General features: G+C 56.4%; 22 protein-coding genes. 6 read left to right on the plus strand and 16 right to left on the minus strand.

All coding sequences use genetic code 11. From position 1 onward, the window contains the following. Positions 1-387: 387 nt before the first annotated feature. The 3 genes from KP003_RS21515 to KP003_RS14540 all read left to right on the plus strand — a co-directional run bounded on the left by KP003_RS21515 (position 388) and on the right by KP003_RS14540 (position 3,207). The gene (locus tag KP003_RS21515; protein ID WP_217299796.1) at positions 388-1,554 is read left to right on the plus strand and encodes an OmpA family protein; all 1,167 of its coding nucleotides are present in this window, start codon (positions 388-390) and stop codon (positions 1,552-1,554) included. Between the two features lie 79 nt (positions 1,555-1,633). Next, on the plus strand, positions 1,634-2,344 hold the full coding sequence (locus tag KP003_RS14535; RefSeq protein ID WP_217299797.1) for a hypothetical protein: 711 nt from the start codon (positions 1,634-1,636) through the stop codon (positions 2,342-2,344). Between the two features lie 440 nt (positions 2,345-2,784). Further along, positions 2,785-3,207 (plus strand): tetratricopeptide repeat protein, encoded by a 423-nt coding sequence (locus KP003_RS14540; protein WP_216788927.1) that lies wholly within the window; start codon positions 2,785-2,787, stop codon positions 3,205-3,207. A gap of 25 nt (positions 3,208-3,232) precedes the next feature. Here the strand turns inward: KP003_RS14540 and KP003_RS14545 are convergent, their stop codons facing one another. The 5 genes from KP003_RS14545 to KP003_RS14565 all read right to left on the minus strand — a co-directional run bounded on the left by KP003_RS14545 (position 3,233) and on the right by KP003_RS14565 (position 8,281). Then, the gene (locus KP003_RS14545) at positions 3,233-4,270 is read right to left on the minus strand and encodes a cytochrome c3 family protein (protein WP_216788929.1); all 1,038 of its coding nucleotides are present in this window, start codon (positions 4,268-4,270) and stop codon (positions 3,233-3,235) included. After that, positions 4,260-5,405, minus strand: coding sequence for a redoxin domain-containing protein (locus tag KP003_RS14550; RefSeq protein WP_216788931.1), 1,146 nt, complete (start codon positions 5,403-5,405; stop codon positions 4,260-4,262). Before KP003_RS14550 ends, KP003_RS14545 begins: the two co-directional genes overlap by 11 nt. Next, a complete protein-coding gene (locus tag KP003_RS14555; RefSeq protein ID WP_216788933.1) occupies positions 5,386-5,640 on the minus strand; it encodes a tetratricopeptide repeat protein in 255 nt (84 codons plus the stop codon). The genes KP003_RS14550 and KP003_RS14555 overlap by 20 nt, the downstream gene beginning before the upstream one ends. Positions 5,641-5,906: 266 nt before the next feature. Continuing rightward, the gene (locus KP003_RS14560) at positions 5,907-7,259 is read right to left on the minus strand and encodes a cytochrome c3 family protein (RefSeq protein ID WP_216499641.1); all 1,353 of its coding nucleotides are present in this window, start codon (positions 7,257-7,259) and stop codon (positions 5,907-5,909) included. A 293-nt stretch (positions 7,260-7,552) separates the two neighbouring features. Further along, positions 7,553-8,281, minus strand: coding sequence for an OB-fold nucleic acid binding domain-containing protein (locus KP003_RS14565; RefSeq protein ID WP_216499640.1), 729 nt, complete (start codon positions 8,279-8,281; stop codon positions 7,553-7,555). 293 nt (positions 8,282-8,574) lie between these two features. On the opposite strand from KP003_RS14565, the gene KP003_RS14570 reads away from it, so the two are divergent. The 3 genes from KP003_RS14570 (at position 8,575) to KP003_RS14580 (ending at position 12,091) form a co-directional block, all read left to right on the plus strand. After that, a complete protein-coding gene (locus KP003_RS14570) occupies positions 8,575-9,801 on the plus strand; it encodes an OmpA family protein (protein ID WP_217299798.1) in 1,227 nt (408 codons plus the stop codon). Positions 9,802-10,471: 670 nt separating this feature from the next. Continuing rightward, positions 10,472-11,470 carry a cytochrome C gene (locus KP003_RS14575; protein ID WP_239027544.1) on the plus strand — a complete coding sequence of 333 codons (999 nt, stop codon included), beginning with the start codon at positions 10,472-10,474 and terminating at the stop codon, positions 11,468-11,470. 165 nt (positions 11,471-11,635) lie between these two features. After that, the gene (locus KP003_RS14580) at positions 11,636-12,091 is read left to right on the plus strand and encodes a hypothetical protein (protein ID WP_217299800.1); all 456 of its coding nucleotides are present in this window, start codon (positions 11,636-11,638) and stop codon (positions 12,089-12,091) included. Between the two features lie 380 nt (positions 12,092-12,471). Here KP003_RS14580 and KP003_RS14585 read toward each other — a convergent pair whose 3' ends face one another. From KP003_RS14585 to KP003_RS14635, 11 genes are all read right to left on the minus strand, one after another. After that, a complete protein-coding gene (locus KP003_RS14585) occupies positions 12,472-12,891 on the minus strand; it encodes a tetratricopeptide repeat protein (protein WP_217299801.1) in 420 nt (139 codons plus the stop codon). Between the two features lie 59 nt (positions 12,892-12,950). Next, positions 12,951-13,265, minus strand: coding sequence for a hypothetical protein (locus KP003_RS14590; protein WP_217299802.1), 315 nt, complete (start codon positions 13,263-13,265; stop codon positions 12,951-12,953). Positions 13,266-13,289: 24 nt separating this feature from the next. After that, positions 13,290-14,192: an NHL repeat-containing protein gene (locus KP003_RS14595; protein WP_217299803.1), complete on the minus strand. Its 903-nt coding sequence runs from the start codon at positions 14,190-14,192 to the stop codon at positions 13,290-13,292. A 4-nt stretch (positions 14,193-14,196) separates the two neighbouring features. Continuing rightward, positions 14,197-15,291 (minus strand): cytochrome c3 family protein, encoded by a 1,095-nt coding sequence (locus KP003_RS14600; RefSeq protein ID WP_239027545.1) that lies wholly within the window; start codon positions 15,289-15,291, stop codon positions 14,197-14,199. A 198-nt stretch (positions 15,292-15,489) separates the two neighbouring features. Then, a complete protein-coding gene (locus tag KP003_RS14605) occupies positions 15,490-17,358 on the minus strand; it encodes a cytochrome c3 family protein (protein WP_239027546.1) in 1,869 nt (622 codons plus the stop codon). Positions 17,359-17,507: 149 nt separating this feature from the next. Continuing rightward, positions 17,508-19,331: a peptidylprolyl isomerase gene (locus tag KP003_RS14610; RefSeq protein WP_217299806.1), complete on the minus strand. Its 1,824-nt coding sequence runs from the start codon at positions 19,329-19,331 to the stop codon at positions 17,508-17,510. Between the two features lie 120 nt (positions 19,332-19,451). Further along, positions 19,452-20,525 carry a hypothetical protein gene (locus tag KP003_RS14615; RefSeq protein ID WP_217299807.1) on the minus strand — a complete coding sequence of 358 codons (1,074 nt, stop codon included), beginning with the start codon at positions 20,523-20,525 and terminating at the stop codon, positions 19,452-19,454. Positions 20,526-20,547: 22 nt separating this feature from the next. Next, on the minus strand, positions 20,548-21,132 hold the full coding sequence (locus KP003_RS14620) for a GNA1162 family protein (protein ID WP_216499629.1): 585 nt from the start codon (positions 21,130-21,132) through the stop codon (positions 20,548-20,550). Between the two features lie 22 nt (positions 21,133-21,154). After that, the gene (locus tag KP003_RS14625) at positions 21,155-23,401 is read right to left on the minus strand and encodes a hypothetical protein (protein WP_217299808.1); all 2,247 of its coding nucleotides are present in this window, start codon (positions 23,399-23,401) and stop codon (positions 21,155-21,157) included. Between the two features lie 12 nt (positions 23,402-23,413). Then, a complete protein-coding gene (locus KP003_RS14630) occupies positions 23,414-24,715 on the minus strand; it encodes a YncE family protein (RefSeq protein WP_217299809.1) in 1,302 nt (433 codons plus the stop codon). Positions 24,716-24,832: 117 nt separating this feature from the next. Continuing rightward, a complete protein-coding gene (locus KP003_RS14635) occupies positions 24,833-26,146 on the minus strand; it encodes a cytochrome c3 family protein (protein ID WP_239027547.1) in 1,314 nt (437 codons plus the stop codon). Between the last annotated feature and the right edge of the window lie 27 nt (positions 26,147-26,173).

Raw genomic sequence — 26,173 nt, forward strand, 5'->3', positions numbered from 1 at the left:
TTTGTCTGTGCGCATGTTGAACATCTGAACAGGGATAATTCCGGAATGATCAGCAGCCAATCGGACGGGGTAAGGGGAAATGGACGGGGGGGGTAAAGCGGGGAGGGGACAGGCTGGGGAGCCGGCTCAAAGCACTATAGGGGCTATCTATCGTAAAGTATTAATAGTTGAATCAATGAACGGGTTAGTATAAGATGCGGCAACCACAGTGTTTGCATAATGGAGCCGAAGTTGCCCCTATTCGTTTCCCGCCTGATAGCCGTCCTCGGCCTTTTCCTTCTGCTTTCATCTGAAGGACACGCTGCCGCAGCAAAGTACGTAAAGCCGATTGATTCTGTCAGCGTTACGCCTTTGGTGGGTGGCTATCTGTTCTCTTCGGTGCAGTCCTTGGATCCGGCCATCACCTACGGCGTGAAAGCCAGTTACGACCACGTCGGAACCGGAATTACGGACAGTATCGGCGTCGACGCCACTTTCAATTACCTTCCCACCACAACCAAGGAGCAGCACCTCAAAGCCCAGGCCTACCTGTTCCGCCTCGATGCGACGTACCCGATCGTGACCAGAAAGGCCGTGACCCCCTTCCTCGCGCTTGGTGCAGGTGGGATCTTCACCGACCGGGAAGGTGCACGCGACAAAAGTCCCTTGTTCAACTTTGGGTTCGGCCTGAAATACCAGTTGGAAGAGTACCTGGCTATCCGCGCGGATGTGCGCCAGCTCATGGTCTACCAACACGCAACCACTACCAGCAATTTCGAAATAACCACCGGCCTGACCTACTATTTCGGCAAGCAGCGCAGAAAGCCTGCGCCTCCCCCGCCGCGCAAGAACATCCCGCAGGCCCAGGAAGAGAAGCAGGCCAAGCCGACAGCGGAAACAGCCACCCCGGTCCCCCCCCCTCCATCCATTCTGGAGCTTCTTCGCGGGTCGGGTGCAGCGGCTATGGGCCTCAACCTCCTGCCGCCCAACCCCGGCGACGCGTTCGCGCCGGCCGCCTACCCCGCACCGGTCACGGCTCACAGCGCTGCCAGGCGGAGATTGCCAGACGCCGAGCCTCCCCTAGCACCAAATGCACCGCCGGCAGGGGCCGCGGCCGCACAACCGCGAACGGTCTCCCAGGCCGCGACGCCCGCCACACAGGCGCCTGCTCCCGCCCCGGCGTCGACGCAGCCGGTACCATCTCCCCAGGCACACGCTCCTAAAAGGAGCATACGGACCCTGACCATCGAGTTCTTGTTCAGCAGCCAAGCGATACGGCCGGTCTACCAGGCCAAGCTAGCGGCCTTCGCGTCGCTCATGAAATACAACGAGGAGTCCACCGCCGTCATCGAGGGACACACCGACAACGTGGGGAATGACCGGGCCAACCTCGCCCTGTCGCAGCAGCGAGCCCAGAACGTGAAGAATGAACTGGTCAAGTACGGCGTTGCTCCCGCAAAAATCACGATCAAGGGACACGGCTCACAAAAACCGGTGTCAAACAACCAAAGCGCCACAGGCCGCCACAAAAACCGCAGAGCCGTGGTAACTCTCACCCTGATCATCAACCAGTAGCGTCGCCATGACCAAACCGGCAGGTACGGCGCAGCACCCTCTCCGGCTGGGCCGGAGCAACAATACGGAGGAACCGTACATGAAGAACACTAGAAATCTGACCATCGCTGTGGGGCTGGCGATCCTGGCGACCAGCCTGGCGGCGTGTACCCTCCCCGGCCAGACGTCGAGGCCCGCAACAAAACCGGTCTCTGCAAAGGCGCCCAGCCTGCTCCGTGGGAAGGTACTCGATACTATGAATGCCGCGGGTTATACCTACGTCAACCTTGAGACGGAAGGGAAGACGCTCTGGGTGGCCGCCCCCCTGATGAGCGTGAGCATCGGGCAGCAGATCGAGCTGCTGCCAGGAGCCGAGCTGAAGAACTTCAACAGCAAGGCCCTCAACCGCACCTTCGACTCCATCATCTTCTCAGGAGGAATGGTAGCCACGGCCACGGGAGCCCCCCATGCGGCCGATCTTGAGGCAAGCAAGGAGGTCGGTAACCCCGTCATGGAGGGAAAGGTGCTGCAGACGATGAATGCTGGCGCCTACACCTACATCCTGCTGGAAAAGGAGGGGAGAAGGACCTGGTCTGCCATACCGGGCACGGAAGTCAAGGTGGGGGAGAATATCGAGCTGATACCCGGTATCGACATGGTCAACTTCAAGAGCACCACACTGAACCGGAACTTTCCCTATATCCATTTCTCCGGAGGACTGAAAAAGGAGTCCGACCAGCAGAAGTCCGCCGCCCCCCCTGCCGTCCCGGCGGCGGCCGTGCCTGAAGCCCCGCGGGCGGAGCAACGGTAACATCGAGCGTACTTCGGTTTGGGACGGGCACATCTGAACCCGACTGAAAAGCAGGTGCGTGCGTTACGGCACACCGATGGGCGAATTCAGCAGCAAGCCCCTAAACCGCACCTTCAAGTCCATCTATTTTGCCAGCGGAATTGAGGTGACCAAGAAAGCTGCGGTACCCTCGAGGCAGCACCTGCCACTACGGTACCTGCCGCCGCGGGCGGTGAGACCAACTTGCCAGTGTGCACATCCTGCACACCTGCCCAGTTTTTAAAAAGAAGAGCAAATCCAATCATTAAGCCAATCCACAGGCTACAAGCTGTTCAAGGGGCAACAGACCACCATCTCCACGAAATTACATAGATGGCTGAAAGGACGGTAGTTTGCTCTCATCACACATTGGCACCGAACTTGCGACACCCCAACCAAATCACAGCCGTGAGGAGGGTGCCATGAGACGGAAACTGTTAACCGCGTTAATCGGATCTATGTTGTACGTCAGTTCAGCTTTACCGGCCTTCGCTGATTACGCAGCGGGAGTCGTGGCCTACGCAGCGGGTAATTATGAAAAAGCTGCACGGGAGTTCAAATCAGACGAGACTGCAGGGTCATACTTCATTTTGAGCCAAATGTATGGCAGCGGGATCGGATTGAACCAGGACAAGAAAACAGCGCTGACCTACCTGCACCGAGCTGCAGAACTGGGACTTGATGTTGCACAGGCGGATCTTGGTCTTCTTTACCTGGAGGGAGCCGGGGTGCATGCAAATGAAGCCGAAGGGCTCAGGTGGTTGAGAAAGGCTGCTGCCCAAGGGCTTCCGGAAGCAGAAACGATCGTGCGGGCTTTTACCCAAGTAGAGGTTGCATCAAGGTGAGCAACAGATGACCAGGCAACCCTGCCTAGCGCATTGCATGACAGGTAATGCAGAAGTTGCTGATGGGTGAAATGCCATCGTAATTTTGAAGGAAAGCCGGCGTAAGTCCGGCATGGGGATTATGGCAGGAAACGCAAGTGAATTCCTTGCCCGGATGGTACGGGTCCGGCCATTTACGCACGGGGTGCGCGTTGTTCGAGAACCCGACTATGACGTGGGGTTTGGCAAGAATCTCCTCATGACACCCCGCACAAAGGTCGGCAGCTGATTTCCGTAGAAAGTAAGGTTGGTTCGACGCGTGGGGATCGTGGCAGATGGCACAGCTTCCGGCCGCAGTGGGCCCATGACCAAAGGGCATACTTGGCCAGGAATTCTCGTGACAGCTGTTGCAGAGCTTACCTTCCGGCTTAGGCACGGAGAGTTTCGGTTTTGCACCCCGGTCATGGCACCCAAGGCACCCGCCAACGGCGGCTGGGCCATGAACGTTGGCATACGTGGTGAGCATCTTCTTGTGGCACTGATAGCAAGGAGAATTTTCGGCACGTGTTTCCGATTCGGCAGTCTTGGAAAAATCGAGTTGATGGCAAGGTAGGCAAACCCGCTCATGCGTCTGCTCGTGAAAGGTGTACCCGCTGAACCCTTCTGGCGCCCTTGCTCCATCAGACGAGAGTTCTGAATGCAGGAACACCGTCGAAGTGCTTTCATCCACGGGCTTCCCCCCCTTAAGGGCGACCACCCTGATCTCGTTCTTACCGCTCGCAAGTTCTACGCCATCGAAGCAGGCCATGTACTGGCGGTACTGCCTCTTTGGCAGTCTGACACGCCTTCGGTTCAGGAAGATCTGTATTTCGTCCGGCCGATCCGTCGGCAACCGCACCGTGACCGCAGCAAGGGGGCCTTCCAGCACGGACTTGTCCGGTGGCGTGACGATTTTTATGTGGCTGTCACCCGGCTCGGCCACCGCAGCTCCACCCAAAAGGCAGACGCCAAGCGCAGCTGCCCCGATCAGACCAGTCAACCTTCCAAGCTTGACTGCACCAGACGCCTTAAAATCACTTGCCATGAACAATCCTGTCTAAAGCACGCGCGTAGGAGTCTGCGGCCTTTTTGGTGTCTTTCAAGTACTCAAACAGCTTACCTTGGTAAACATAGGTTCTGTAGTCGGAAGGGTTTAGTGCCTCGGCCTCCCTGAACATCGCCTCCGCCTCAGGCAGTCTCCTCTCCCGCCCCAAAGCATACCCCATGTAGTAGTAGCATGGCGAGTAGGCCTCGTGCGAGTTGCGCGCGTCCTCAAGCATGGCAAGGGCATCTGTATTCCTGCCTCGTTCCACCAGGACAAGAGCGACTTCGCAGGTGGCAACCGGGTGCTTCGGCTCTTTTGCGAGAACTGCACGATACTCGGCCTCGGCACGCACCATGTCTCCCCGGTCCTTGTACAACTTGCCAAGCCCCAGGCGCGGAAGCATGAAATTGGGATCGGCGTCGACGGCTTTGCGGAACCAATTTTCAGCCTGGCTCGCAAGGACCTTCGATTTAAGGCTGCGTATCCCCATCCCATAGAATCGGACCGCTGTCTTGTCAGGCAGGTAAGCAGGATGCGCGACTTGCTTTTGCGACGAGGGCCCGGCTATTGAAGAAACCACGAACTCTTCCAAAGCGTCGGCCCCGACCAGAGGGTATCCGGAGAGCTCGTACTTCACGACTCGTTGCTTGTCCACGATGACGGTTGTTGGCAGCGCTATTACGCCGTAATCGCTGAAGGCGGCTAGACCGGGATCCAGCAACATTGGGAAATCGAGCTTCAACCGGTCTCGGGTCTTGCCAACCGCCTGTAGCGTCCGTGGCCCGGCCTTTTGTTCATCAACATTGACTGCAATCACGCTGAAGCCGGAGGATCGGAAGCGGGAATACAATTGCTGCATCTTGGTCAGCAGGGCCTCCGACTTTTTCACAGAGGTAGACCAGAAAACGAGTGCAGTGAGGCCCTCTCCTTGCAATTCTGAGGATTTTTTATTTTTGCCTTCCAGCGTATTAAGAACAAAATCGGGCCCTTCGACCCCGACCTGCAATACAAGGAGAGAGGCATCAGCCGGCGCCGGGGAACCGCTCCAGCAACATAGCGCCATGATCAATAGGGTGAGATAACGCCTCACCACCCCGAAAATATCCGCTTGAAGATCACTGCCTACCCTGTTCATACTTCCTGATTCCTTCCTTGAACTGCTCGAGGGCCTTGCCTTCATCGCCCAGTTGCCGATACACCAGCCCAAGTTCATAGTGGGTACGCACAGGGTTGGGGTTCATAAGCAGGGCGCTGCGCAGTTCCCGCTCGGCCTCCTGCAATCTCCCCAGCCGGGCGAGCGCCATGCCGCGACCGGTTTTCGCCTCAAACGATTTGGGGACCAGAACAAGAACCTGATCAAACCTTGTCAAGGCCTCCTCGGGCTTGCCGGAAGCAACCAACAGATAGCCGAGATGAATGAGGGGCTGGGGCACTCCAGGCTGTCTTTCCACATCGGTACGGGCTGCCCTTATTTCGTCGTCTTCTCCTGCAGTTTGGGGCGCGGCAGGTTGTGCCCCATCCGCATTGGGTCCCCCCCCATGGCATACTGTCAACGCCAGCAGCAGGAAAAGAAGGCAAAAGATAACCGCCTTCTGCCCCCTGAAGGCATTTGCGGCGCGGCCAGCGCTTCTACACCTCATTTGCCTTGCACCTGCTTGTTGAGGACAGGTTTTACCCTGTCGTAACTGAACAATTGGTGGCACCCCGGCAGACAAGCCCCACCATTTGCACTCTTTTTGAAGCCGATGGGGAGTTGCCACTTTGCAAATGGCACCCCGTCGCGCACGTGTTTGGGGTTGTTTGTCGCATGCGCATCATGGCAAGCCCTGCAAGTACGGCCTTTTACCGCCTTGTTGACATGCACGAAATGAAGATTCTGGTCTCCGTTTCGAAAACCGGTAAGAGTGGTCGTCGTTTCTACACTCGCGATGGTCTTTTGGTGACACATGAAGCACAGTTTGTAATTGTCAGCGTTATATGGAGCATAGAAAAGCTGCGGGAAACTCTCCAGCAGTATCCTGAAGTTGTTTGAACCGTGCGCGTCATGGCATCCTGAGCAGTCCTTTTCCTGGATGGGCCCGTGCTTTTCGCTGCCGTTTCCAAGCAAAACACTCATATTCGCTATCTTACCATTCGCACCGTTGTACTCACGGTCATGACAGCTCATACACAGATCCATCGGCTGCCTTACTAGCTGTTTTGGAAAATCAGAGACGTGGGGATCGTGGCAGGCCAGGCATTTGCGGTCGGTCTGTACCCCTTTGTGGGGTACCGTAGCGCTGGCTATGGCCTTTTCCTTGTCCCTATGGCACTTGTAGCAGAGATCCATGTTGCCGTTTGCGCTAAGGGTAAAACGGTAGTCTGAACTATGTGGACTATGACAGTTTATGCAGGCCTCTTTGACCGGCGCGTGCATATATTTCTTGTCCTTGAATGCTTCAGCCTTATCGGTGTGGCAAGTAAAGCACAGGGAATTCCCCTCTGCTATCAAGAGCTTTCGATTTGGGCTTTGATGGGCGTAGTGACATGCATTGCAACCACCGACACCGAGGGGCCCGTGCAGATATTTTCCTGACACAATCGCCTTGGAGTGGCATAAAAAGCACAGGTTGCTCCCCTCTGCACGCAACTGGTACTTGTACGGCGACTGGTGAGGATCATGGCATTTCACGCACTCCAACATGCGCACAGGCGCATGTACCACGGTCATGGTATTGAGTTTTTCGTGGCACTCAAGGCATTGTTGGCCAGGGTTTATAATGGGCTCGAACTTGTGCTTGCCTATCTTCGTATGGCAGCCGGTGCATTCACCGACTGCAGCGGGCCCATGAACGAAGGCTGCTTTGCCCATGTTCGCGTGACACGACGAAGTGACACAGGCTTCCTTCTGCGCCGCCTCCCCTGCCCCAGCGGTAGTGACCGAAAGTGGGACAAGCAAATAGGTGACGATCCCCAGTAGAAGGACGGAAGTGGCAATTTTTTGTGGCATGGCTTCGGATCTCCTGAAACGGCCCCAACCGAAGTCGACAAGGGGTAGTCAAATTAGATGAGTAAACGCTACGATTAACATCAAAAAGGCCGACTGGGTTACCAGTCGGCCTTACTAGGAAGAGACTTCAGCAGACTTGACTGAGTTTCTGCTGCAGCATACGCCGCAACGACAGCTTATACGGCTGATTTTGCGCCGGATTTTATGCGGTGGCAGTTTTTTTGTCAAGCCAATAGTTCGACATGACAGGTCTTGCCGCTTGACGTTACAACCTCAGAGCCGATTCAGCGTTGCTATTTCTGCAGCGACGCCGATTCCAGGATGACTGCATACTTGTAGCCCGACCCAAAGTCTCTGTTTCTAGCGAAAGTTCCAGAAACCGTCACCACGTCGCCTACCTTCGGAAGCTCCTTTGTTGTCACGACGAGATCATTGTTTTTCTGTAGAGGCGTTCCCGTGCCGTCCTGCAAATGGAGCCAGTTCCACCCCATGATCCTCTGGGACACTTTCATGACCTTTCCAGTAACAACGACCGTCTTTTTGTCCAACTCCTCACTTTTCTGGTAGAGGTCGGCAATGCTGTACGCATTTGGCGCCTTAACCATTTCTACAACAATCTTCTCCTTTGCCTCAGGTACCAAACCGCTGCTCCCTGTGGATTTTTTACTAAGCAACTCGGTTTCAGCCTGCGAGAGAGGCATACCGCAAAACATGATGATCCCGAAAGTTTTATTCAAAGCCTTGCTCTCAAAGTTCATCATCGGCGTGCACCCCGTAAAGGCTAGTTGCTGCCCGACATTCACCTTGGTTACCGGACAGGCAACCCAGGCAGTTTTACCGTCCTTCTCCAAGTTGACATAGGTGTACTCGCCTGCTGTCGCCGTTTCGACGACCTTACCAGCTGCCCCGTCGGTAGTGGACATTACACCCCCTCCCCCTCCGGCCAAGCCGTCTGCGAAAACTAGAGTGGCCGGGATAACGGCCACAAGAAAAGCGGAGATGACAGTTGCGCGCTTGATCATGAAAGCTCCTTGCATTTAGGTGTTAATTGATGCACCAGGTTCCTTCCGAAAAATACCATTATCACCGCCAACTAACAAGCAGATTATGGGACAGGAGAGAGTCCCCTGATTCTCCAATGTGCACTGGCAGCTTTCGTTGCAATAGAGCACGCAGTTTCTTTGACTCTTGCAGCCAAATAAAGTAGAATCACCCGGCTCATTTATCGTCTCCCATGTGCCCATACCCAGCAGCGCTTCGCCGCCTCAGCGAGCCTGCCAACTCCAGGGCAACACCTGAGAAAGGGCTACTCTGCATGAAGAAACCCACGCTCCGAGGATACTTGTTAGCCTGCTCCGTACTTGTATTGGCTGCAGCGGCAATACCGTGCCATGCACGGGAACAGATCGGCGACCTCGGCGTCACTCCCGTTATTGGCGCCTTTGTCCCTGGCAATTTCGAATCGTTAAAGACCGGCCCTCTGGTCGGTCTCAAGGTTGACAAGCAGGTGACAGACAGCTTTGTTTTCGAGGGCGATATCAGTGCTGCCATGGCCGATTCCGGCGCCAGCGGTGTGACCAACCTGTATCTGCTTAGTCTGCAGACGGTCTATCCGATCTTGAGACGAGAGCAATTCACTCCTTTCGTCACCTTCGGCGTGGGGGGGCTCATAGCCGACAAAGGCCAATCGAGCCCATTCATAGATTTCGGCGTGGGGGCGAAATATTTTATCCGGAACAACCTGGCCCTCCGGTGCGAGATCAGGGACATCGCAGCTACCAGTTTAGGGAACAGCTTTGAATTGACCGCCGGTTTAAGCTTCATCTTTAACGAGCGCAAGAGCGCGCCGCCCACGAAGTACAGAAGGAATAACGTCCCTGCATCACTCCCCCCTGCCCTGCAGCCCCCTCCTGCCAATGTGAACGCAGCGCAGGCGCCTGTCGCCAAAGCTCCGCCCGCAGGTTTGGTTGCTGCCGTGCCCACGGCTCCAGTAGCGCCCGAGCCGCCCATACCTGCTCCGGCACCTGTCATAGCGGCTCCCGGCCCCGCTGCGGTTGCTCTGGCCCCACTCGCAACAAACACAAGTGACGGAACCAAAACCGAGCCGGTTGCTCAAGGCGCGCCCAGCCCGAGCGCGGAGGTTACCGTGCAACTGCCCGGTCCTTCAACAGAGTTGGCGAAAGCACCGATGCTGACCTTGACGATCGAGTTCGATTCTAAAAGCTATGCTATCCGCCCGAAATTTTCACCTGTGCTCGACCGCATCGCCAAATTCATGAAAAGTAATCGCCAAACAGTGGCAATCATAATTGGCCATGCCGACAGTACCGGATCGGAAAGTTTAAACCAGACTCTTTCGACAAAACGTGCAGAGCAAATAAAACGCTACCTCACACGGGCCTATGGCATCTCCGTCGCCCGGATACAGACCCAGGGGGGTGGCAATTCCAGCCCCATCGCTGATAATGCGACCGTCGAGGGACGCCAACGCAACCGGCGCGCGGTTACGACCGTCGTCGGCTCCTCTGAAGCAGCAAAGTAAACCGCTATCTCCGAGGGGGAGCATTTGCTCCCCCTCCTGCCGGGCCAACCACCTCCCGTCTCTGTAAATCACCGTCCGTCAACGATTGCTCAAATTCTGCACCGGCACCCAAAAAGTTGAACACCCGACCTAACCAGCTGAAAACAAGCAATAACTTTTTCCCACCAAGGCGTTCGTGTACCCCGGTCGAACAGCCTTAACTGAAACACGCTTTCAACCAACGCCGCATAACTAAGATTTTTATCATATGTTTTCGACTAGTTAGCACTAAATAACCTAACGCATGGCATATGGCTTCAGATTTGTACTAGGTACTACAACCTATGCAAGGAGGAGCAGAGCCATGACGACCCAAAGCCAGAACAGCACATTCGGTAAGCGCTCGAGAATCCCTCTTCTCATGATAACTGCTCTCGTCATCAGCCTTAGCAGCGCGCACGCTGCCTCGTTTGCTAAAGGGGAGTCTTTCCATAAGGGTGGTACCGGTGAATGCAACGGCTGCCACGCCACAGGCGCTTCCGAAATCGCACTAAGGAAGAATCGGTCTGCCATCGATCTTCTCGGCTCCGATGCAAGCTCCACCTGCCTGAGGTGCCATGAAGCCTCCGATGGAAGTTTCACCCCCCAGGGGCACTACATTGCAACCAGCGGCCTGCAACTAGGCGAAGGGATGGCGCCTGTGGAACTTACCCCGGCGGGTGACTTCGGCTGGCTTAAGAAGAACTACCGGTGGAGGGGCGAAAACGGCAGGATGGAAGAAAGCCAGGGACAGCGCCATGGGCATAACATCGTGGCCGCAGATTACGGCTACACGGCAGACTCCAAAATAACCATGGCTCCCGGCGGAAACTACCCATCTCAGAAGCTTTCCTGCACCAGCTGCCACGATCCTCACGGCAACTACCGTCGTGCGGCAGACGGAACCATCAGCAATGCTGGGCTTCCGATCATCGCCTCCGGTTCCTACACAACGAGCCCCGAACCCGGCCCCAACGGCACCGTCAGTACCTACAGGATGCTGGCCGGCAAAGGATATCAAGACAAGGGGGGAGCAGGCTTGGAATTCAGGGCGGATCCTCCCGCAGCGATCGCCCCTGTCTCCTACAACCGCGATGAGTCCGTCAACGACACCCGGGTCGCGTACGGCGCCGGCATGTCGGAATGGTGCAGCAACTGCCACGACAGGATGCACGCAGACAATTCCGGTCGCGCCTCGCAACACCCTTCCGGCAAAAACGCAAGACTGGGTGCAGAATCTGCGAGCAACTACAACTCCTACGTGGCATCCGGCAACCTCAACGGTTCGATGACCACAGCCTACAACTCCCTGGTACCTTTTGAAATGGGGACCGACGACTACCAGACTCTCAAAGCGACAGCAAACAGCAACGGTTCCAACAGAAGTGGTGCCAACATGGATTCCAACGTCATGTGCCTCTCCTGCCACAGGGCCCACGCCTCCGGGTTCGACAGCATGACCCGCTGGAACGTCTCCGCCACCTTCATCGTGTACAACGGTGCCTACCCCGGTACCGATAACGGCGCCCCCGAGAGCATCGCTCAGGGCAGGACTTCAGGCGAGGTGAAAAAGGCTATGTACGGCAAAAAAGCCCTTTCCTTTGCCTCCTATCAGCGCAGTCTCTGCAACAAATGCCACGCTAAAGATTAACTCCTCTACAAAGGTCATGACAGCGCCCCGGGCCAAGGAAGCGGTACCGGGGCGTTGTTGTTTGGACGAGGGTGGCGTAAACAGGAAATTTAAGGCTGTGCAAATTCCACCATCGGTGCTATAAAATCGACGGTTGTGAAATTCTGTATGAGGAGAAGATTGACCATGATGAAAAAACTCTTCGGCCTGCTAATGCTGGCTCAACTGGTTTTTGCCGCAAGTTCCTTCGCAGGAAACATTTTCAACGGTTACGAAGAAATCAAGTGGGGAACGTTGTTCCACAAGGTTATGGATGCGTATCCGAAGGGCAAACTTGGTGAATATAACAAGGAAATGATCTACACTCAGGACAAACCAAACGACACCATCGCCTCCAGGCTTTTCGCGTTCAAGGAAGGGCTTTTAACCAGCGTATCGGTTACCTTTGAAGCGAAGTACGTGAAGGAAACCGGGATCGAGAACCTCAAGCAAAAGTACATCAAGCTGTACGGTAAAGGTAAAGCGTCCAAGCCCAGTTCACACATGTCTTCAATCGCGTGGGAGAACAAGCAGACCAAGATATCCTTCCTCTACGTTCCCAACCGGCCGGAAATGACCGTCTTGCAGTTCGAGAAGAAATGACCTGTTTCCAGACGCTGGAGTCTCCCACCATGTATGAATGGTGGAGAGACTCCAGCGTTACTTCGCTGTTTGCGCCGAAATGTTACCGTCTGCACACTGCCGCAAATTCTTCTAGTATCCAGCTCCCGATGCCGTGTAAGCTCCGGCTCTCTTTTCCCTTTCCCCACCGCCTCCTCACTCCAAGGGCATCTTCATTTTCCCGGGATGACCGTTCAACCTTCTGACATTGTTGTGAGTCGCAGCAGGCATTTATCCAACGCCAAGGCGTACCCGCAAACGAAGGCAACATCCGTCTTGGGCCAATAACACAAAAACCCCTCCCGCAGTTTGAACTGCAAGAGGGGTTAATGTCAGCACGTGGGCATAATGTGCGGCGTCGTCTAATTCGAACTCTTCTCAAGCCTTTTCACGGCATCCTTTGCCGGGACAAACCCTTTGAAGGCAGCCTTTTTAAACCATTTAATCGCTGTGGCATCGTCCTTTTCGACTCCGACACCGTTGGAGTACATGACCCCCAGGCGGTACATCGCCTTGACGGATCCTTTTTCGGCAGCCTTGGTGTACCACTCAACGGCCTTCGCGCTGTCGTTGGGCACTCCCTCGGCATGGTCGTAGAGGTAGCCAACCATGTACAAAGAGGCGGCATCCTCTTCATACATGAAATTTTTCATCGCTCGCGCGTAGTCCTTCATCAAGTAGGCTTCCATGCCCTCGTTGTAGGTGGCGTAAACAGGAACAGCATAGAGTGATACTGCACAAAACAGAACTATGATCCCATGAACCATATTACGTCTCTTCATCTACGTCTCCTTCAGCACTGTTCTGTTGGTAAATAACAGACAGATAAAGCTGAACATACTTATTGTTTAATGAACTTGTCATCTTCGAGAAGAATGACCTTTTTACTTTCGAATTTGCCCGTTACCACCTTCGAGACAGGATGTGGAAACTTGAAAGAAATAGCAGTCTTGTCCTTAACTTCCCAGGTAAAAGGGATGCTTATCGCTTGCGGGGCTCCTTCAGGCAGACTCATAACACCAGTTTTATCCGCCTTGAAGGTAAGACTGCCCGTGGCACCTACCCATTTTCCGGGAAGATTGTCCTCCGGTTTAGAACAAGACACCAGGAAGACCAAGGTGCAAAGAGTCAGTGTCAAGAGCGATAATCGTTTCACGAAACCTCCGTTTGGCAAAGAAGCCTATTTTGCATTCTCAAAAATTTGAACACGCGAATTGCCCCGGTCCGCAATGAACACTTCGCCGTTTTTGGTGAAACAGACCTGGGCAGGGTAGTAAAGCTGACCGGTGCGCCATCCAAGGGCGAGCTGGCGACCGAGAAAACTGCCGTCCGGGCCGATGGTGATGATGGCCCCCCCGTCCTGGTCGACGAGGTATATATCTCCGCTTCTGCTGCTGGCAGTGATGTAGTTCGCGAAGTTCATGAAGTCGTGCAGGTCCTTGGTCAAAGGCGCAAAGGCAGCGTCCTTGCGTGATACGTACAGAACCGATTTGACGGCATCAAGAAGAATAACATCTCCGGCGATGGTGATCGCAAGGTCAGAGATCAGCCCGTATTCTTTAGGAAACGCGATTTGGCTGAGCACTTTACCGGTGCTGTCTACCTTCAGCACCCGCTCGCCCAAAATGTCGAGCAGGAACAGGTTGTTTGCACTGTCGACCTTGAAGCTCCTGGTCACATACTTGGCAGGACCGGTAACTCCGACCGGCTCGACAAAACCAGCGAAGCTGCCGTCCGAGTTTAATCTGCCCACCTTGTGGAGTTTGCCGTCAAGAACGAAAACATCACCCTTCGGGCCGTATTGCACCCGAACCGGCGCGCCGATCTGGTCAACCTTGAGGACCGCCCCCCCCTTCAGGTTTTTTTCCTGGAAGGTGTAGCGGAGCAGACGGGAATTCCCCGTGTCAGCGACAATCACGTCACCCTGGTCGTTGCATGCGACCCCCTCTGGCGTTTTTACCGCCCCGTCCTTCTCATCGGTGCTGATGGAACCCAGGTACCGCAGCTTTAAACTATCGGCGGCGCCGGCGGCCGCCGGAACGACGAGAACAAGGGCTAACGCAAGATGTACAAGATATCGCATGATCCTACCTCCGGAATTTTTCATGGCACTGGACGCAAAGGTCTGTCACCGTTTTAAACGGCAGCATTCCTTTGAATTCGGTACCGTGCGAGCGGTGACAACTCAGACAGTCAAGGTTGCGATTCTTGTTCCTGGGATCCTTGAACTTATCGCCGATAGGGTGGGTCGAATGCTTCATCCAGTCATGGCAGGTACCACATCCGTCCACGACCGACTCCTGCTTCATCAACAGCGGTGCATTGGAGGCATGCGGGTCGTGACAGGCGGCACACTCACCCCCCTTCACGGGCTCGTGCTTTGTCACCGACATTTCCTGCCTCTTGATCGTATCGGCATGGCACTTGCCGCACAGCTGGATCGGGGCCTCCCTCAGCAGCCCCTTCTCCTTGCCGGCGTGGGGATTGTGACAGCTCAGGCACGCCTGCTTGGTGAGCAGGGGGGAGTGAATCCTGTTTTTCCCGAACGCGGTGTTGTACATCTCGTTGTGGCACCCCTTGCAGAGCTCAGCCCCTTCACGCTTGGTTTTCAAGGCGTTAGGAGACGTGGCTTCCTCGTGGCACTGGTTACACATCATGGCGGAAACCGGCTTATGAACGTTGTTGTAGAGAATCCCCTTCCTGTCTGAACCATGGGGGTCATGGCAGTAGACGCAGTTGGAGTTGGCCACAGGGTAGTTCATGTGTTTCTTGACGAAAATGGGCTGATCGGTTTTGTGGCAACCGGCACAAAGCGCCGTGATTCTCTCCTTCAGGAGCGAAGCCTCTTTTGCTGAGCCGTGCGGGGCATGGCAGATGAGGCAATCCTTTTTGACAGGCGCGTGCTGGACCTTTGCCTTGGCGATACGCCCGCTGAGTGACTTGTGACAATCCAGGCAGAGCTCGTTGCCTGGCTTCAGCAGGTTGTTTTTGACCATTGAAGAATGCGGGTCGTGGCACTTCAGGCACTCTCCGTCAGCGACCACCTTGTGGACGCTTTTGGCGTCTTTGGGCGCGACGCTTGGGTGACACGTCGAACAGATCTTTTTCGGTTCCGCGCTCAGCAGTTTTTTGAAATCGGAGGTGTGGGGGTTGTGGCACCCCGTGCAGTCACCTTTTTTCACGGGCGTGTGCACGTTTGGCTTTTTCAATTTCTCTTCGAAACCAGGATGGCAATCCTGGCACAGTTTGCCGAACGCGCCGGGCTTCAACCTGTATTTAGCAGTATTGTCCTGGGCCTGAGCCGCTGTACTCACCAACAGCAAGCCCAGAGCGCAAAACAGACCAAGCATTTTATAACGCTTTAACATTAGATAGCTCCTCTACTGTTTTATATGACAGTCATCACAGGTTCTACCCGCGAACGGCGGATGCACCACACTCTTGAAGAACTTGGGGTCCTTTGACCCGTGGGGGTCGTGACAGGTCATACAATCCATGTCCGACGCCTTGATGCCAAGGTGCGCCTTGATGAAGCCGGGCTTCCCGGGCTCATGGCACTCGGCGCACATCGTCTGCAACGGTTCGACGATCAGCTTTTTCTCCTTGGAAAGATGTGGCAGATGGCACGTGGAGCAGTCCTTCTGCGCCGGAGAATGCGGCTTTTCCGTGTTGACTTTCGTCTTGACCGCCTTGTGGCAGTTGAAACAGAGGTCGGGGCTTTGCGCGAGCAACAGCTTGTTCAGTTTCGCCTTGTGCGGGCTGTGGCACTTGGTGCAGTCACCATCGGCATAAGGTGCGTGGGTAGACTTTGCGTCCTTGGCATTTTTGTTAAGGTCGCTGTGGCAGGTTGCGCAGAGCACCGCCTCGTTCTTGATCACCATGCCACGTATATTGCTGGCATGCGCGTCATGGCAGGAAAGGCATTCACCTTCAGCGAAGGGAACGTGGTTGGTTCCGGGATTCACCGGCTTCATCAGTTCGCTGTGGCACTTGACGCAAAGTTTCGACCCCTGGGCGGAGAGCAGTTTTTTGTTGTCCGAGCTGTGAGCCTTGTGGCAAGCACCGCAGGTGGCGTCGAGAACCGGTTTGTGCGTGTAGTTCTTCTTGAAATTCGACTCCGCATCACTGTGGCAACCGAAGCAGACGTTGTCCATCCTGTCCTTCAACATACCCGGGAAGTTGGAGCCGTGCGGATCGTGGCAGGAGACACACTCACCTCCGGCGAAGGGGGGATGGACTTCCTTGCTCTTCATCGCGTCCTTTACTTTGGCGTGGCACGAGTAGCAGAGGTCGGCCCCTTCAGCGATAAGAAGCTTTTTCTTGGTAGAGGCATGGGCCTTGTGGCAGGAAAGACAGCCCTTCCCTTGGCTCACGGCGGCATGCTTGCTGGTCATGGGACCCGACAGCTGCTTGTGGCAGGTTAGGCAGAGCTTGTTTCCTTCCTGTACCAGCAGCTTGGACGCCTGCGCCGCATGCGGATCATGGCACATGAGACAGTTCCCGTCTTTGAACGGGAGGTGCTCCACCATGCCTCCGCCAGTGAGGGCGGCCATATCGTGGCACTGCTTGCACAACTCAGCTTTTTTCGCTGTCACCTCAAAAGGCTTGGGCGAGGACGCAGGCGAATGGCAGCCGTCGCAGCCGCCGCCGGAGATGGGCGGGTGCGCACTCACCTTCAGCAGTTTGGCCTGCTCGGCGGAGTGAGGATCATGGCACATGGTGCACTTCTTCTGCTCTACCGCGTAGTTCCCGTGCGCCTTTTTGAAGGCGCCCCCCCCCTTGTCATGGCAGCCAAGGCAGAGCGCTGGTTCCTCGCTGGTCAAGAGGTTGGCATACACGGAACTGTGCGCGACATGGCAGGCACGACACCCCTTCTCCTGGAGAGGCTTGTGAACCACTTTCTTCTCGAATGCCGCTTTCTTGTGGCACTGGTAACACGCCTCGTTGCCGGCACCCTTCAGGAAGAACTTGGCGTCGCTCCCGTGGGGGTTGTGGCAGGTCGTGCACTTGCCGGTCTTGATCGGTGTGTGGACCTTTGGCTTGTCCAGCCCGATCTTGTCAGGTGCATGGCAACCGGTGCACAGGGCGTTCCCGTCCTTTTTCAGGATAAGCTGGGGAACGATGCCATGACGGAGGTGACAGTCCTCACACTTTTTGTCCTTGACCATCGAGTGGCTGTACTTGACGGAAGCGTACTTGTCCTCGAATTTTTTGTGACAGTCTGAGCACTCCTTTTTCGCGAATTTCATCGCGGCCTCAGCACTACCAACGCAACTCAAACAGATAACCGCTAACAGCGCTACCAACAGATAAATCGGTCGCCTGTTGTTCCTCGTCATTGCCATGACCATACTGTCCCCTTCGCTACGTTTTTTAGCTGATAAAAAAACCCTGAATGCTATTTCTGGTCGAGATAAATTTTAACGGGATATGCCTCGCGCAGCTTCGCGAACCATTTCTCGATCTGTTGGTTGAGGTGCTCGTACGAGATCTTTTCACCAATGGCATTCTTCACCAGTTCAAAATCCTGGGCTGCCGGGGGCGTAAACTCTTTAACGTAGATCACATAGACATACCCTTCGGGGCTCTCGTAGAGCTTGTAATCATCCTTGCGCGCACCGGTCAAGACCTTTTGCATCGGCTCCGGCAAACCAGGAACCGCCAGCATCTGGTCTTCGAATACCAACAGACCCCGCGCCTCCTTGGGCACCTGACCTTCGGCATTGGATTTCATCCACCCGAAGTCGACCCCGCTGCGCAGTTTGTCAGCCGCGTTCTGGGCGAGTTGCTTGTTGGTGAACGCGACCCCGTCCAGAAGAATCATCGCGGGAGTCTGGTAGTCAGCCAGGTGGGCCTGGTAGTAATCCTTGGCATCTTTGAGGGTAATGGAAACTTCAGGTTTCACCGCCTTTTCCACGAAGGTGGTGAAAAGGACCTTATCCTGGTAAGCCTGGATCCGCTTCAGGTATTCCTCCGACTTGTCGAGCCCCTTGTCCAGCGAAACCCGGCGGAAAAGGCGCACCGACTCGAGCTCGTCCAGGGCCAGAAGCTTTTCGCGGTTGAGCTTCTTTTCCTTGATGGCATTCTCGATGCCGTGGAAAAACTTCATCTGCAGGGCCTCAGCGAGGTCCGCGACGGTGATCGGCTTTTCACCCTTTATGGTCATCACCACCCGCTTGTCCTTGAGGTAGTGGTCAAAGCCGGGTTTCGCTGCATCGAAATCAAGGCTCTTGATAAGCTTCGTGTTTTCCTTCGCGTACTGCTTCAGCAACTCGGCCTTGTACCCCTTCAGGCTTTCCAGTCTCTGTTGGGCGAGCACCTTGTTCTTGGCGATCTCTTTCTTTTCAGGGCTCTCCACGTAGCGGACGTCTTCGACCTTGATGACCAGGTAGCCATTGGTAATTTCGATGACCGGGGTCAGGGTGCCGGGCTTGGCATCGACGAGCGCTTCGCTGATAACCGGCCCAACCGTTTCATTGGTCGCGAACAATTCCTCGTTGCGGCCAACCGGTTCGGCCTTTGCTTCATTGAATGCCTTTGCTCTGAGGTCCTCGAACTTCTTGCCGGCCTTCACATCCTGCAGGAATTTTTTAGCATCCGCTTCCTTCTTGAAGAGAGCGGTCTTCATCTTCATTTCCTTGATGGCCTGACGGTATTCCTTCTCCACCCGCTTCTCGTCGGGCTTTATGTCCTTGACCCGGTCCTGGAACAGCACCTGGCGCAGTTGCTGCTCCGCGTACTTGTCCAGGTCTTCCTTCACCTCGGGCAGCTTGTCCAATTCCATGCTTTTGGCTTCCTGGACCACGAGTCTTATGTTAATCAGGCGCTGCAGGGGTTCCATGAAGATCTTCTTGGAGGAGACCACATGCTCGTCCTTGACCTTTTCGTGCACGGCCATAAGTGCCTGCTGCAGGTCTCCGACGGTGATCTTGTCCTCGCCGACCACCGCGAGCGGCGTGTCGAAGAAATGGGGGGAATAGAGCGGGACGTTCAAACGCAAGGTCGTATCATCGACCTTGACGAACTCGCTGGCGACGGCTTTATCCTGTGACGTTACGCCTTCCTTCGTTCCGACCGGGTTCGCCGGCTGCTGTCCGCCTGCAGCCTGGACGGGGGGGACGGTATTTTGCTGCCCTTCGTTGGCGGAACCGGGAACTCCCGTTAAAAGTACCACACCGGCGACGGCCGTTACGGCTCCTCTCATCAGCACCTTAGTTTTCATTGTTCCCTCTCTTCGTTAGTTCCTGAAAATTACTTTCTTGCGACGGGCGTTTCAAGCAGCCGATTCTAGTGTAATAGACTTTAAAGGTCAAGTATGTTAGGGGGGACATCCGCCCCTTACTCAAGGCTTTTGAAGCACCTTGCGGACCACGGCCTCAGCCATCTTCCCGGCCATCACCGAAGCGCTCGGTTCCCAGCCGACATCATAAAAAAAGACGCCATCGAATCCGCTGTTGTAGCTCTTGGACTTGAACACCGTCCGGCGGTCGTTCTTGTCTATGAGCGTGACACCGAAATCCACTTTAGAGGCACCGTTCCTGCCGCGAACGTCCTGGTACTCGAAAATCGTCCCTGAAAGGAGAAAATCAGTACCAAGCACGTAGGTGAGGACGTCGGCGTCGCGAACTGAAACACCCTCGTGCATGATCATGCGCATCCCCAGCATGGCCTGACGAACGACTCCCGGCTCAACCGGATGCATGCCTTGGGTACGGAACAACTGGCGCACGAAGTTGATCTGGCTGATGTCACCGGCCCGCTTTAGCTGGGTTTCGTTGTAAAACGGCACGGCGGCGATGGACACCGTGGTCCCTTTAGGCGCTGGCCAGGCGTTGTACAACAGCTTCGGATCGTATTTTTTTACGCTCTGCACGGGCTGCGTGCCCCCCCCCCCGGCAAGCCAGGTAGCAAGGGATGACTGCAGGCGGGACAGCGCCATGTCTTCTACCACGGCGAAATCCGATATGAGGCCGAGCCCGAGGATGCCGGGCTTCTCGTCGCCGCTGATGGCAACGGAGTCCATCCAGAGGATCTCGGGGTTATCCCCGGCTGACACGAGCCGTGCATGCAGTGCGACCTTGGGCGGGTCAGCCTGGTTGTAGTACTCAAGCGCGGTAACCAGGATCGCGGAGACGTTGGCCTCCTCCTTGAAGGCCTTCCCGGTGGCGGCATCGACGCCACCCAGGTAGCGTATCCGATGCTTGGTGAGGACGTCCTCCATCCGTGCATCGGTCAGGACAGGCAGATCGAGGTCCTGCAGTTTGCCGAGCCAGTGCTTGCGGATAGCGGCGGCAGGTGCAGGTCCGCCGGTCATGTTGTCCACAGGGAAAACGGCGATGGCATCAAACTGTGGGAGAGGGTGCTCACCCCCCCCTGCCGTTTCGTGCACCGTGGCGCAGGCGCACAGAGACAGCACCAACATGGCTAAACAGAGCCATCTACTGGAAAAGTTTATGGATGACATCGTTGACAGCCTTTTCCGTGATGACGTTCATCGGTTGCCCCCCCCCACCAAACAGCCTGTCAGCAATGCTGATTCCGCCTTGGGTGGTATCGGCGGACCACACGACCTTCCCCGTCTGTCCCTCGGAGAACTGCATGCTCATGGAGATGACGTTTGCGACCGCCGTGCCGGATCGCAATTCTCCATACTCCCTGACCGATCCGGTCAGCACGGCATCCGCCTTGGTCGACTTGCAGAACTTGACGATCTCGTCGGAGGTCGGGTTGGAAGGGTTCGCTATGCCGGTGCTTATGATGCCGCGCATGACCTCGCCGGGCGGCAGGATGTAGATACCGCTGCTGGCCATGAGCGCGGTCGACAGGACATCCCGCACACGATCAGGCGCCTGCGCCTCCTTGGTCAGGTTGGCAAGCGGCAGCACCGCAATGGTTTTCACCGAGCCGAAGTCCATGCTCTGGTCCTGGTAGACGCCGGCCTTCCCTGCACACCCAGACAGCGCGCCGGTCAGCCCTGCCAACAGTAAAACGAAGAAAAATCTGCGAGAGAAAATACCTGGCATGTCCGTATCCCCTGTGTACGTATTAAAAAGATATCCGCAACTGGTTGCTCCAGGAGGTGTTCTGCGTTGTGCCCGAACTCGCTCCGGAACTGCGTTCCCTGCTTACAGCGGAGGTCAAAGTGGAACCCGGCCTGATATTCCAGGTGAGGCTGGGCGATGCGCTACGGGTGATTTCATTGCCGGAGGAGCTTAAAGCTTCATTATAGGCAAAACTGAATTGCAGATCGCCGCCACGGAAGGGAGACCAACTCACCGCATAGTTCGTGAACGTGGTATTGTCACGATCATTTTCCATCGAAAGTGAATAGCTCCCGGATACATACAGTGTTTCGAACGGTCTGTAGGACGCGTTCACCGTCGCGGTCCTGGCGAAGCTGTTCTTGTCCGGCAGCCCCCCACCCGTCACCCGACCGCTTTGGTCGAGGTAAGACAGGCCCAGGGTCAGATTTCTGTTGGGCACGAGGTCAAGGCCGAAGGTAATGTTGACACCTTCGGAAACTTGGCCGTTGGCTCGCGTAGCCGTGCTGTAACCACCCGACATGTTGACGGCGACCCCGGTGTAGAGTTGAGCCGAGTTGTTCAGGTAGACGGAATTCGCGGTCGTAGTGCTGCCGCCCATGAACTCTGCCCTGCCGCTGTAGACCAGCGAGTGGTTAAGGGTGGGCAACGGTGACGCCACGACGCTTACGCTATACGAGAGCGCATTGCGTATCGGGCCAGAAGCGGGTTGATCAAATTCCTCCGACACCCGGCAGGTGCCGGCCCAGACATCGTTGAAGCGCTGAAAGGCGGAAATGCCATTCATGACCAGCAAGGAGACAGAAACCCCTTGCTGGTCGACCTGCGAGTGGGACACGATCGCACCGAAATCGTAGGTAACCGCGGGGAGGTCCCATAGACGGGCACGCATGTTGAGATCGAGAACGCCGCCGGTACTGCGTGACGACGCCGAGCGCCCCTGTGAGGCCTGCAGTGTTCTGAACGACACGATACTGGAGGCGACGATACTGCTTGAATTTATATCCGTGGGGAAGGCCGCCGCGGAGAGTTGCACCGGCGTCTCTACAACCTTTATATGTCTCAGATTCAACTGTTGAAACTTGATCACAAAGCCGACCTGTTCGGAGCCCGGGTCCGCCGGGTTGTGGCCAGCCTGGACTGATACAACCAGACCCGCGGGCACGCTCCAGGATATGCCGTCCTCACTGGTATAGACCTGCCAGGAGAACTGGTTTTCGAGTGCTTGCAGGCTCTCAAGCCTCGGTATGGTACCGGATTGGGTCGCGCTCGTGACCGGAATGAAGAGCGTGCTGACATCGGTTGGATTGGTAAACGACATTCCGATGTTGTTCTGGGTGGTGATCGCCGGTGGTAGCTGGTTTTGAGGCAGGACAAGGTTCAGGGGCTGAAAGCTCCCCAACTGTCCAAGATCTGCCGTAGGATTGACCGGGTTGGTCACCAGGGTCTGCATCTGGCCTACCTGGGAAATGTAAAGCGTCGCGCTGCTGTTCCCTTTCGACGTAATCGTCGAAGTCTGGTTCCCTATGTTATAGCTCACCTGGTAGGTAAGACGGCGGTCCGCAGTCTCGCCGGAGGTAGCGATTCGGGCGTTGTTGGAAAGCCCTTCACTTTGGGACTGGAGCAGCAGGTCCTGTTGCTTGGAGTAGCTGCCTCCGTAATTGAGTTCGATCTTTCCCTTCGTGGTGAAATTGGTCCCCCAGGTGTAGCTATCCGTTTCGATGTTCTGCGCCATGCGCTTCTCATCGTAGATGTACCGCTTGGTGAAGGTCGCATCCAACGTGGGCAGTTGGGAGGGACGCAGACCAACATTGAAGGAATACTGGTCGTAAATCTGTTTTGGCGAGGAAACACCGTTGCTTTTGGATGACTCCTCGCGCCTGCGGTACCCTACCCCTGAACTGACGAAGGGGTTTTTCAACGCTAGTTCCAGGTAGGGGCTGAGGGACCAGGCCTCGGTTTTCGTTCTGACGCCGTCACTTGTGCCGTTTTGGGCCGAATCCTGGAAGAGACCGCCGCCGGACAGCACGAGGGAGGGGAAAATCGACCGGTCAAAGCCCAGGCTGTACCTCTGAGCAAAGGCCTCGCTGCGGGCACGGGACTCATCCCCAGTCGCCACCGTATTGCGGTATAGGGAGCCGCCGTAATTGTATTCAAGAAAACCGTGTATGGAGTCCGCCTGCGCCGCTTCCGCCCCCAAAAGCATGAGCAGAACTGTTAACGACGACGTGCCGACCTTTAGCCTCGACAACTGCACCCGTTGTTACCTCTCACCCATGATGGCCGACCAGGAAGGATCCACGCCGGTGTCGCTGATGTAGCGACTCTTTTTGCTGACCAAGTTAACACTCTGGACCGCGTTACGGTCGGAAAGTACGAGCAGCAGATCGTTCTGGTCCACGTCGATAGACATATAGGAGGCCGTGCCGGCAACGGTGATGAAGTCCATGGGCAGGTAGGAAAACGGGTCGTAGATATCGACCCGGTTGCTCCCTTTCATCGACACGAACAGGCGATCGGTGGCACGGTCAACCTTCAGGCTGCTCACGCCGATACCGAGGTAGAGGCGCTTCACGACCGAAAGCGATGCGACGTCGAAGACCAGGACGTTGGGCGACCACTGGTGAAAGACGAAGAGCCGGTCTCCCTTCCGGCTGAAGTCGCCGCGAACCGGCACCGATTCCGTCGCCACAGTAGCGAGGAGCGTGCGCGCGGCGACGTCTATGACGCTGATGGTGCTGGACAGGCCGTTGAAGACGTAGGCGCGCGTCCCAGCGGGATCCAGGATGATACTGCGGGGACCGTTGCCGACTGCGAGCCGGTGCGACTCGAAATTGGACAGCGGATCGACGAAACTGACCGAGTTGGTACCGGAATTGACCACGATCAGCGTTTTGCCGTCGGGGGTCAGGGCGGCTTCACAAGGGCGGTCCCCGGCGTTCTGCTTGAGGTGGTTCACCACTTCATGCGAGCGCAGGTCGATCACGTCGACCCTGTCCTCGCCAGAAAGTACCACGAACGCCCGGAGTCTCGCCTTGTCGAAAACCACGTTGCACGGGCCGGAGCCCGTCGCAACCACCTTGTGCACCTCGCCCGACCTCTTGTCGAAGACGGTGATGTTGTTCGAGCCGTAGTTGGTCGTGTACCCGACCAGGTCGGTCAAGGGGGCGCTGGGGAGGGAGGCCGCGAAAACAGGGGTGAAAGGCGCCGCAGCGGGGAGGGACTCCCTGGTCCTGAAGGCGAGGGTGAAAACCACGGCTTTGCCGCGCTTGATCTCAAATGGGAAAGGACGGACCTCGCTCTTCGCTGCGGTCTCCACTTCATGTTCCCCTGTTTCGGAAGTGACGTAGGCGCGCTCTGCCGTAAAGTAAAAACCGTTGTAGGTTCCCGGCGGGAGCTCAGCCGTTGCCAATAGCCGTTGCCGGTTCGCGGTCTCCGACTGGAAACCGGGATTCACGACCGTCAAGGGGTACTCAGCCCCGCTGTCTTTCACCGCGACCACCCGGTTGAGCGAGAACCGCAGCTTGGCTGCGTCCTGGGGATAGGGGTCTGCATACAGGTACACTTCCCCGTTGTCAGACAGCGGAGGTTTCACCTGCGAAAGGGGCGCCGTACATGCCGACGCGCAAAGCGACAGTAAAACCAACAGAACTTTGAGGATCATCGCGTCACCATGGAAATACTACTGCGGCAATGTTACGTGGCATTTGTAGCAAAGCGGCTGCTGGTTAGGGGCGAAAAAGGTAGCAGGGATCTGGTAGTACGCCTGCCGTGCCTCCGCCTCGCTGCGCCCCTGGCCGTAGGGCTGGTACAACTGCCCCTCCTGGGAATATTTGCCGGCGTACTCGATTTGCGTGCTCTTGGAGTTCCACCTGACGGCACCATCCCAACCGCTTGCATGTGCCCGGTGGCAAGAGAGGCACATGACGGCAGGTGTTCCGTCGGCGGTGTCGGGTCCCTTGGTCGGCGTGACACTGAGTATGGTGCGCAGGGTGGCGTAGTTGTTGGTCCCGATTTCAAACGGAACGAGCGACAGGTACGCCGTGCCCGCGGTGCCGGTGAGATCGCCGGTTTTCACATAGCTGTCGTAATAGTTCACCATGTCCGGCCCCAGAACCCCACTGGAGGTCCCCGTGGCGACACCGGACGTGGGATGCTGGAAGGAGACGGTGCCGTTGTGAATCTTGTCGGTGTGACAGTTGCGGCACCAGTCGGATATGCCGGCACCATAGGCAATCCGTGTCTGAGTGGTATCCTCGGAGCGGTTAGCGACAAGAGGTGCCAGGACGGCTGGCGGACCGTAAATGAAGGCTTGTCCGGCACCGAGGGCCTTGGTGTAGTAACCGGATCCCGCGAGCAGACGATAGGTGCCAACCGAGGCCGCCGCGTCCGGCTCCGGGCTGGTGAGGAAGGAACCCGAGGCCTTGATGGGAGCACCGGACGTGCTGACGGACCCGTCCAGGTTCCTGCGGTACCTGCCGTGCGGATCGTGACAGCTGATGCAGGACAGGGCCTGCGAGGGGTATGATCCTCCAGGTGCGGTGATGTTGGTCATCTCCGGCTGGTAATTGAAATCCTGCGCCACGATGTTGTGCCCGTGCCGCTCCCCGAGACTCTGGCTCATGGGGGAGGTCATGTCCGCGTACCAGCTGAAGCTCTTTTTCAGCCAGGCGAAGTCACCTCCGGGCGAGAGTTGTTTAGGTGGGGTGCCGGGCGGGATCTCTCCGTCGGGAGTGCTCACATGGTAGGTTGTGGGGCCGCTGTCGCCGTTTGCCTGGTGACAGAGCAGGCAGGTCGAACTGGCGTCGCTCCCCTTGAGCAGGGACGCCCCGCCGCCTATCTGCACAACCCCATCCTTGGAGCCATGCATGGAGTGGCACCCTTCGCATTCGCCCGCGCCCCCGGAGTGGAACGCCAGGGCCCGGGGCTGCACCAGGGTCATGGTCGCCAAAGCACACATGACGGGAAAAATGGCTGAAACCCACGATGTCTTCACGAATTGTCCTCTATCGCAGGCGTGCCT

The sequence above is a fragment of the Geomonas diazotrophica genome (assembly GCF_019063885.1).
GTDB lineage: Bacteria > Desulfobacterota > Desulfuromonadia > Geobacterales > Geobacteraceae > Geomonas > Geomonas diazotrophica.

What these genes read in the sequence shown, in the direction of transcription:
- KP003_RS14535 (WP_217299797.1), top strand. Translation starts at nt 1,634, where the DNA reads ATGAAGAACACTAGAAATCTGACCATCGCTGTGGGGCTGGCGATCCTG.
- KP003_RS14540 (WP_216788927.1), top strand. Translation starts at nt 2,785, where the DNA reads ATGAGACGGAAACTGTTAACCGCGTTAATCGGATCTATGTTGTACGTC.
- KP003_RS14545 (WP_216788929.1), bottom strand. Translation starts at nt 4,270, where the DNA reads ATGGCAAGTGATTTTAAGGCGTCTGGTGCAGTCAAGCTTGGAAGGTTG.
- KP003_RS14550 (WP_216788931.1), bottom strand. Translation starts at nt 5,405, where the DNA reads ATGAACAGGGTAGGCAGTGATCTTCAAGCGGATATTTTCGGGGTGGTG.
- KP003_RS14560 (WP_216499641.1), bottom strand. Translation starts at nt 7,259, where the DNA reads ATGCCACAAAAAATTGCCACTTCCGTCCTTCTACTGGGGATCGTCACC.
- KP003_RS14565 (WP_216499640.1), bottom strand. Translation starts at nt 8,281, where the DNA reads ATGATCAAGCGCGCAACTGTCATCTCCGCTTTTCTTGTGGCCGTTATC.
- KP003_RS14570 (WP_217299798.1), top strand. Translation starts at nt 8,575, where the DNA reads ATGAAGAAACCCACGCTCCGAGGATACTTGTTAGCCTGCTCCGTACTT.
- KP003_RS14575 (WP_239027544.1), top strand. Translation starts at nt 10,472, where the DNA reads ATGGCGCCTGTGGAACTTACCCCGGCGGGTGACTTCGGCTGGCTTAAG.
- KP003_RS14580 (WP_217299800.1), top strand. Translation starts at nt 11,636, where the DNA reads ATGATGAAAAAACTCTTCGGCCTGCTAATGCTGGCTCAACTGGTTTTT.
- KP003_RS14585 (WP_217299801.1), bottom strand. Translation starts at nt 12,891, where the DNA reads ATGAAGAGACGTAATATGGTTCATGGGATCATAGTTCTGTTTTGTGCA.
- KP003_RS14595 (WP_217299803.1), bottom strand. Translation starts at nt 14,192, where the DNA reads ATGCGATATCTTGTACATCTTGCGTTAGCCCTTGTTCTCGTCGTTCCG.
- KP003_RS14605 (WP_239027546.1), bottom strand. Translation starts at nt 17,358, where the DNA reads ATGAAATTCGCGAAAAAGGAGTGCTCAGACTGTCACAAAAAATTCGAG.
- KP003_RS14610 (WP_217299806.1), bottom strand. Translation starts at nt 19,331, where the DNA reads ATGAAAACTAAGGTGCTGATGAGAGGAGCCGTAACGGCCGTCGCCGGT.
- KP003_RS14620 (WP_216499629.1), bottom strand. Translation starts at nt 21,132, where the DNA reads ATGCCAGGTATTTTCTCTCGCAGATTTTTCTTCGTTTTACTGTTGGCA.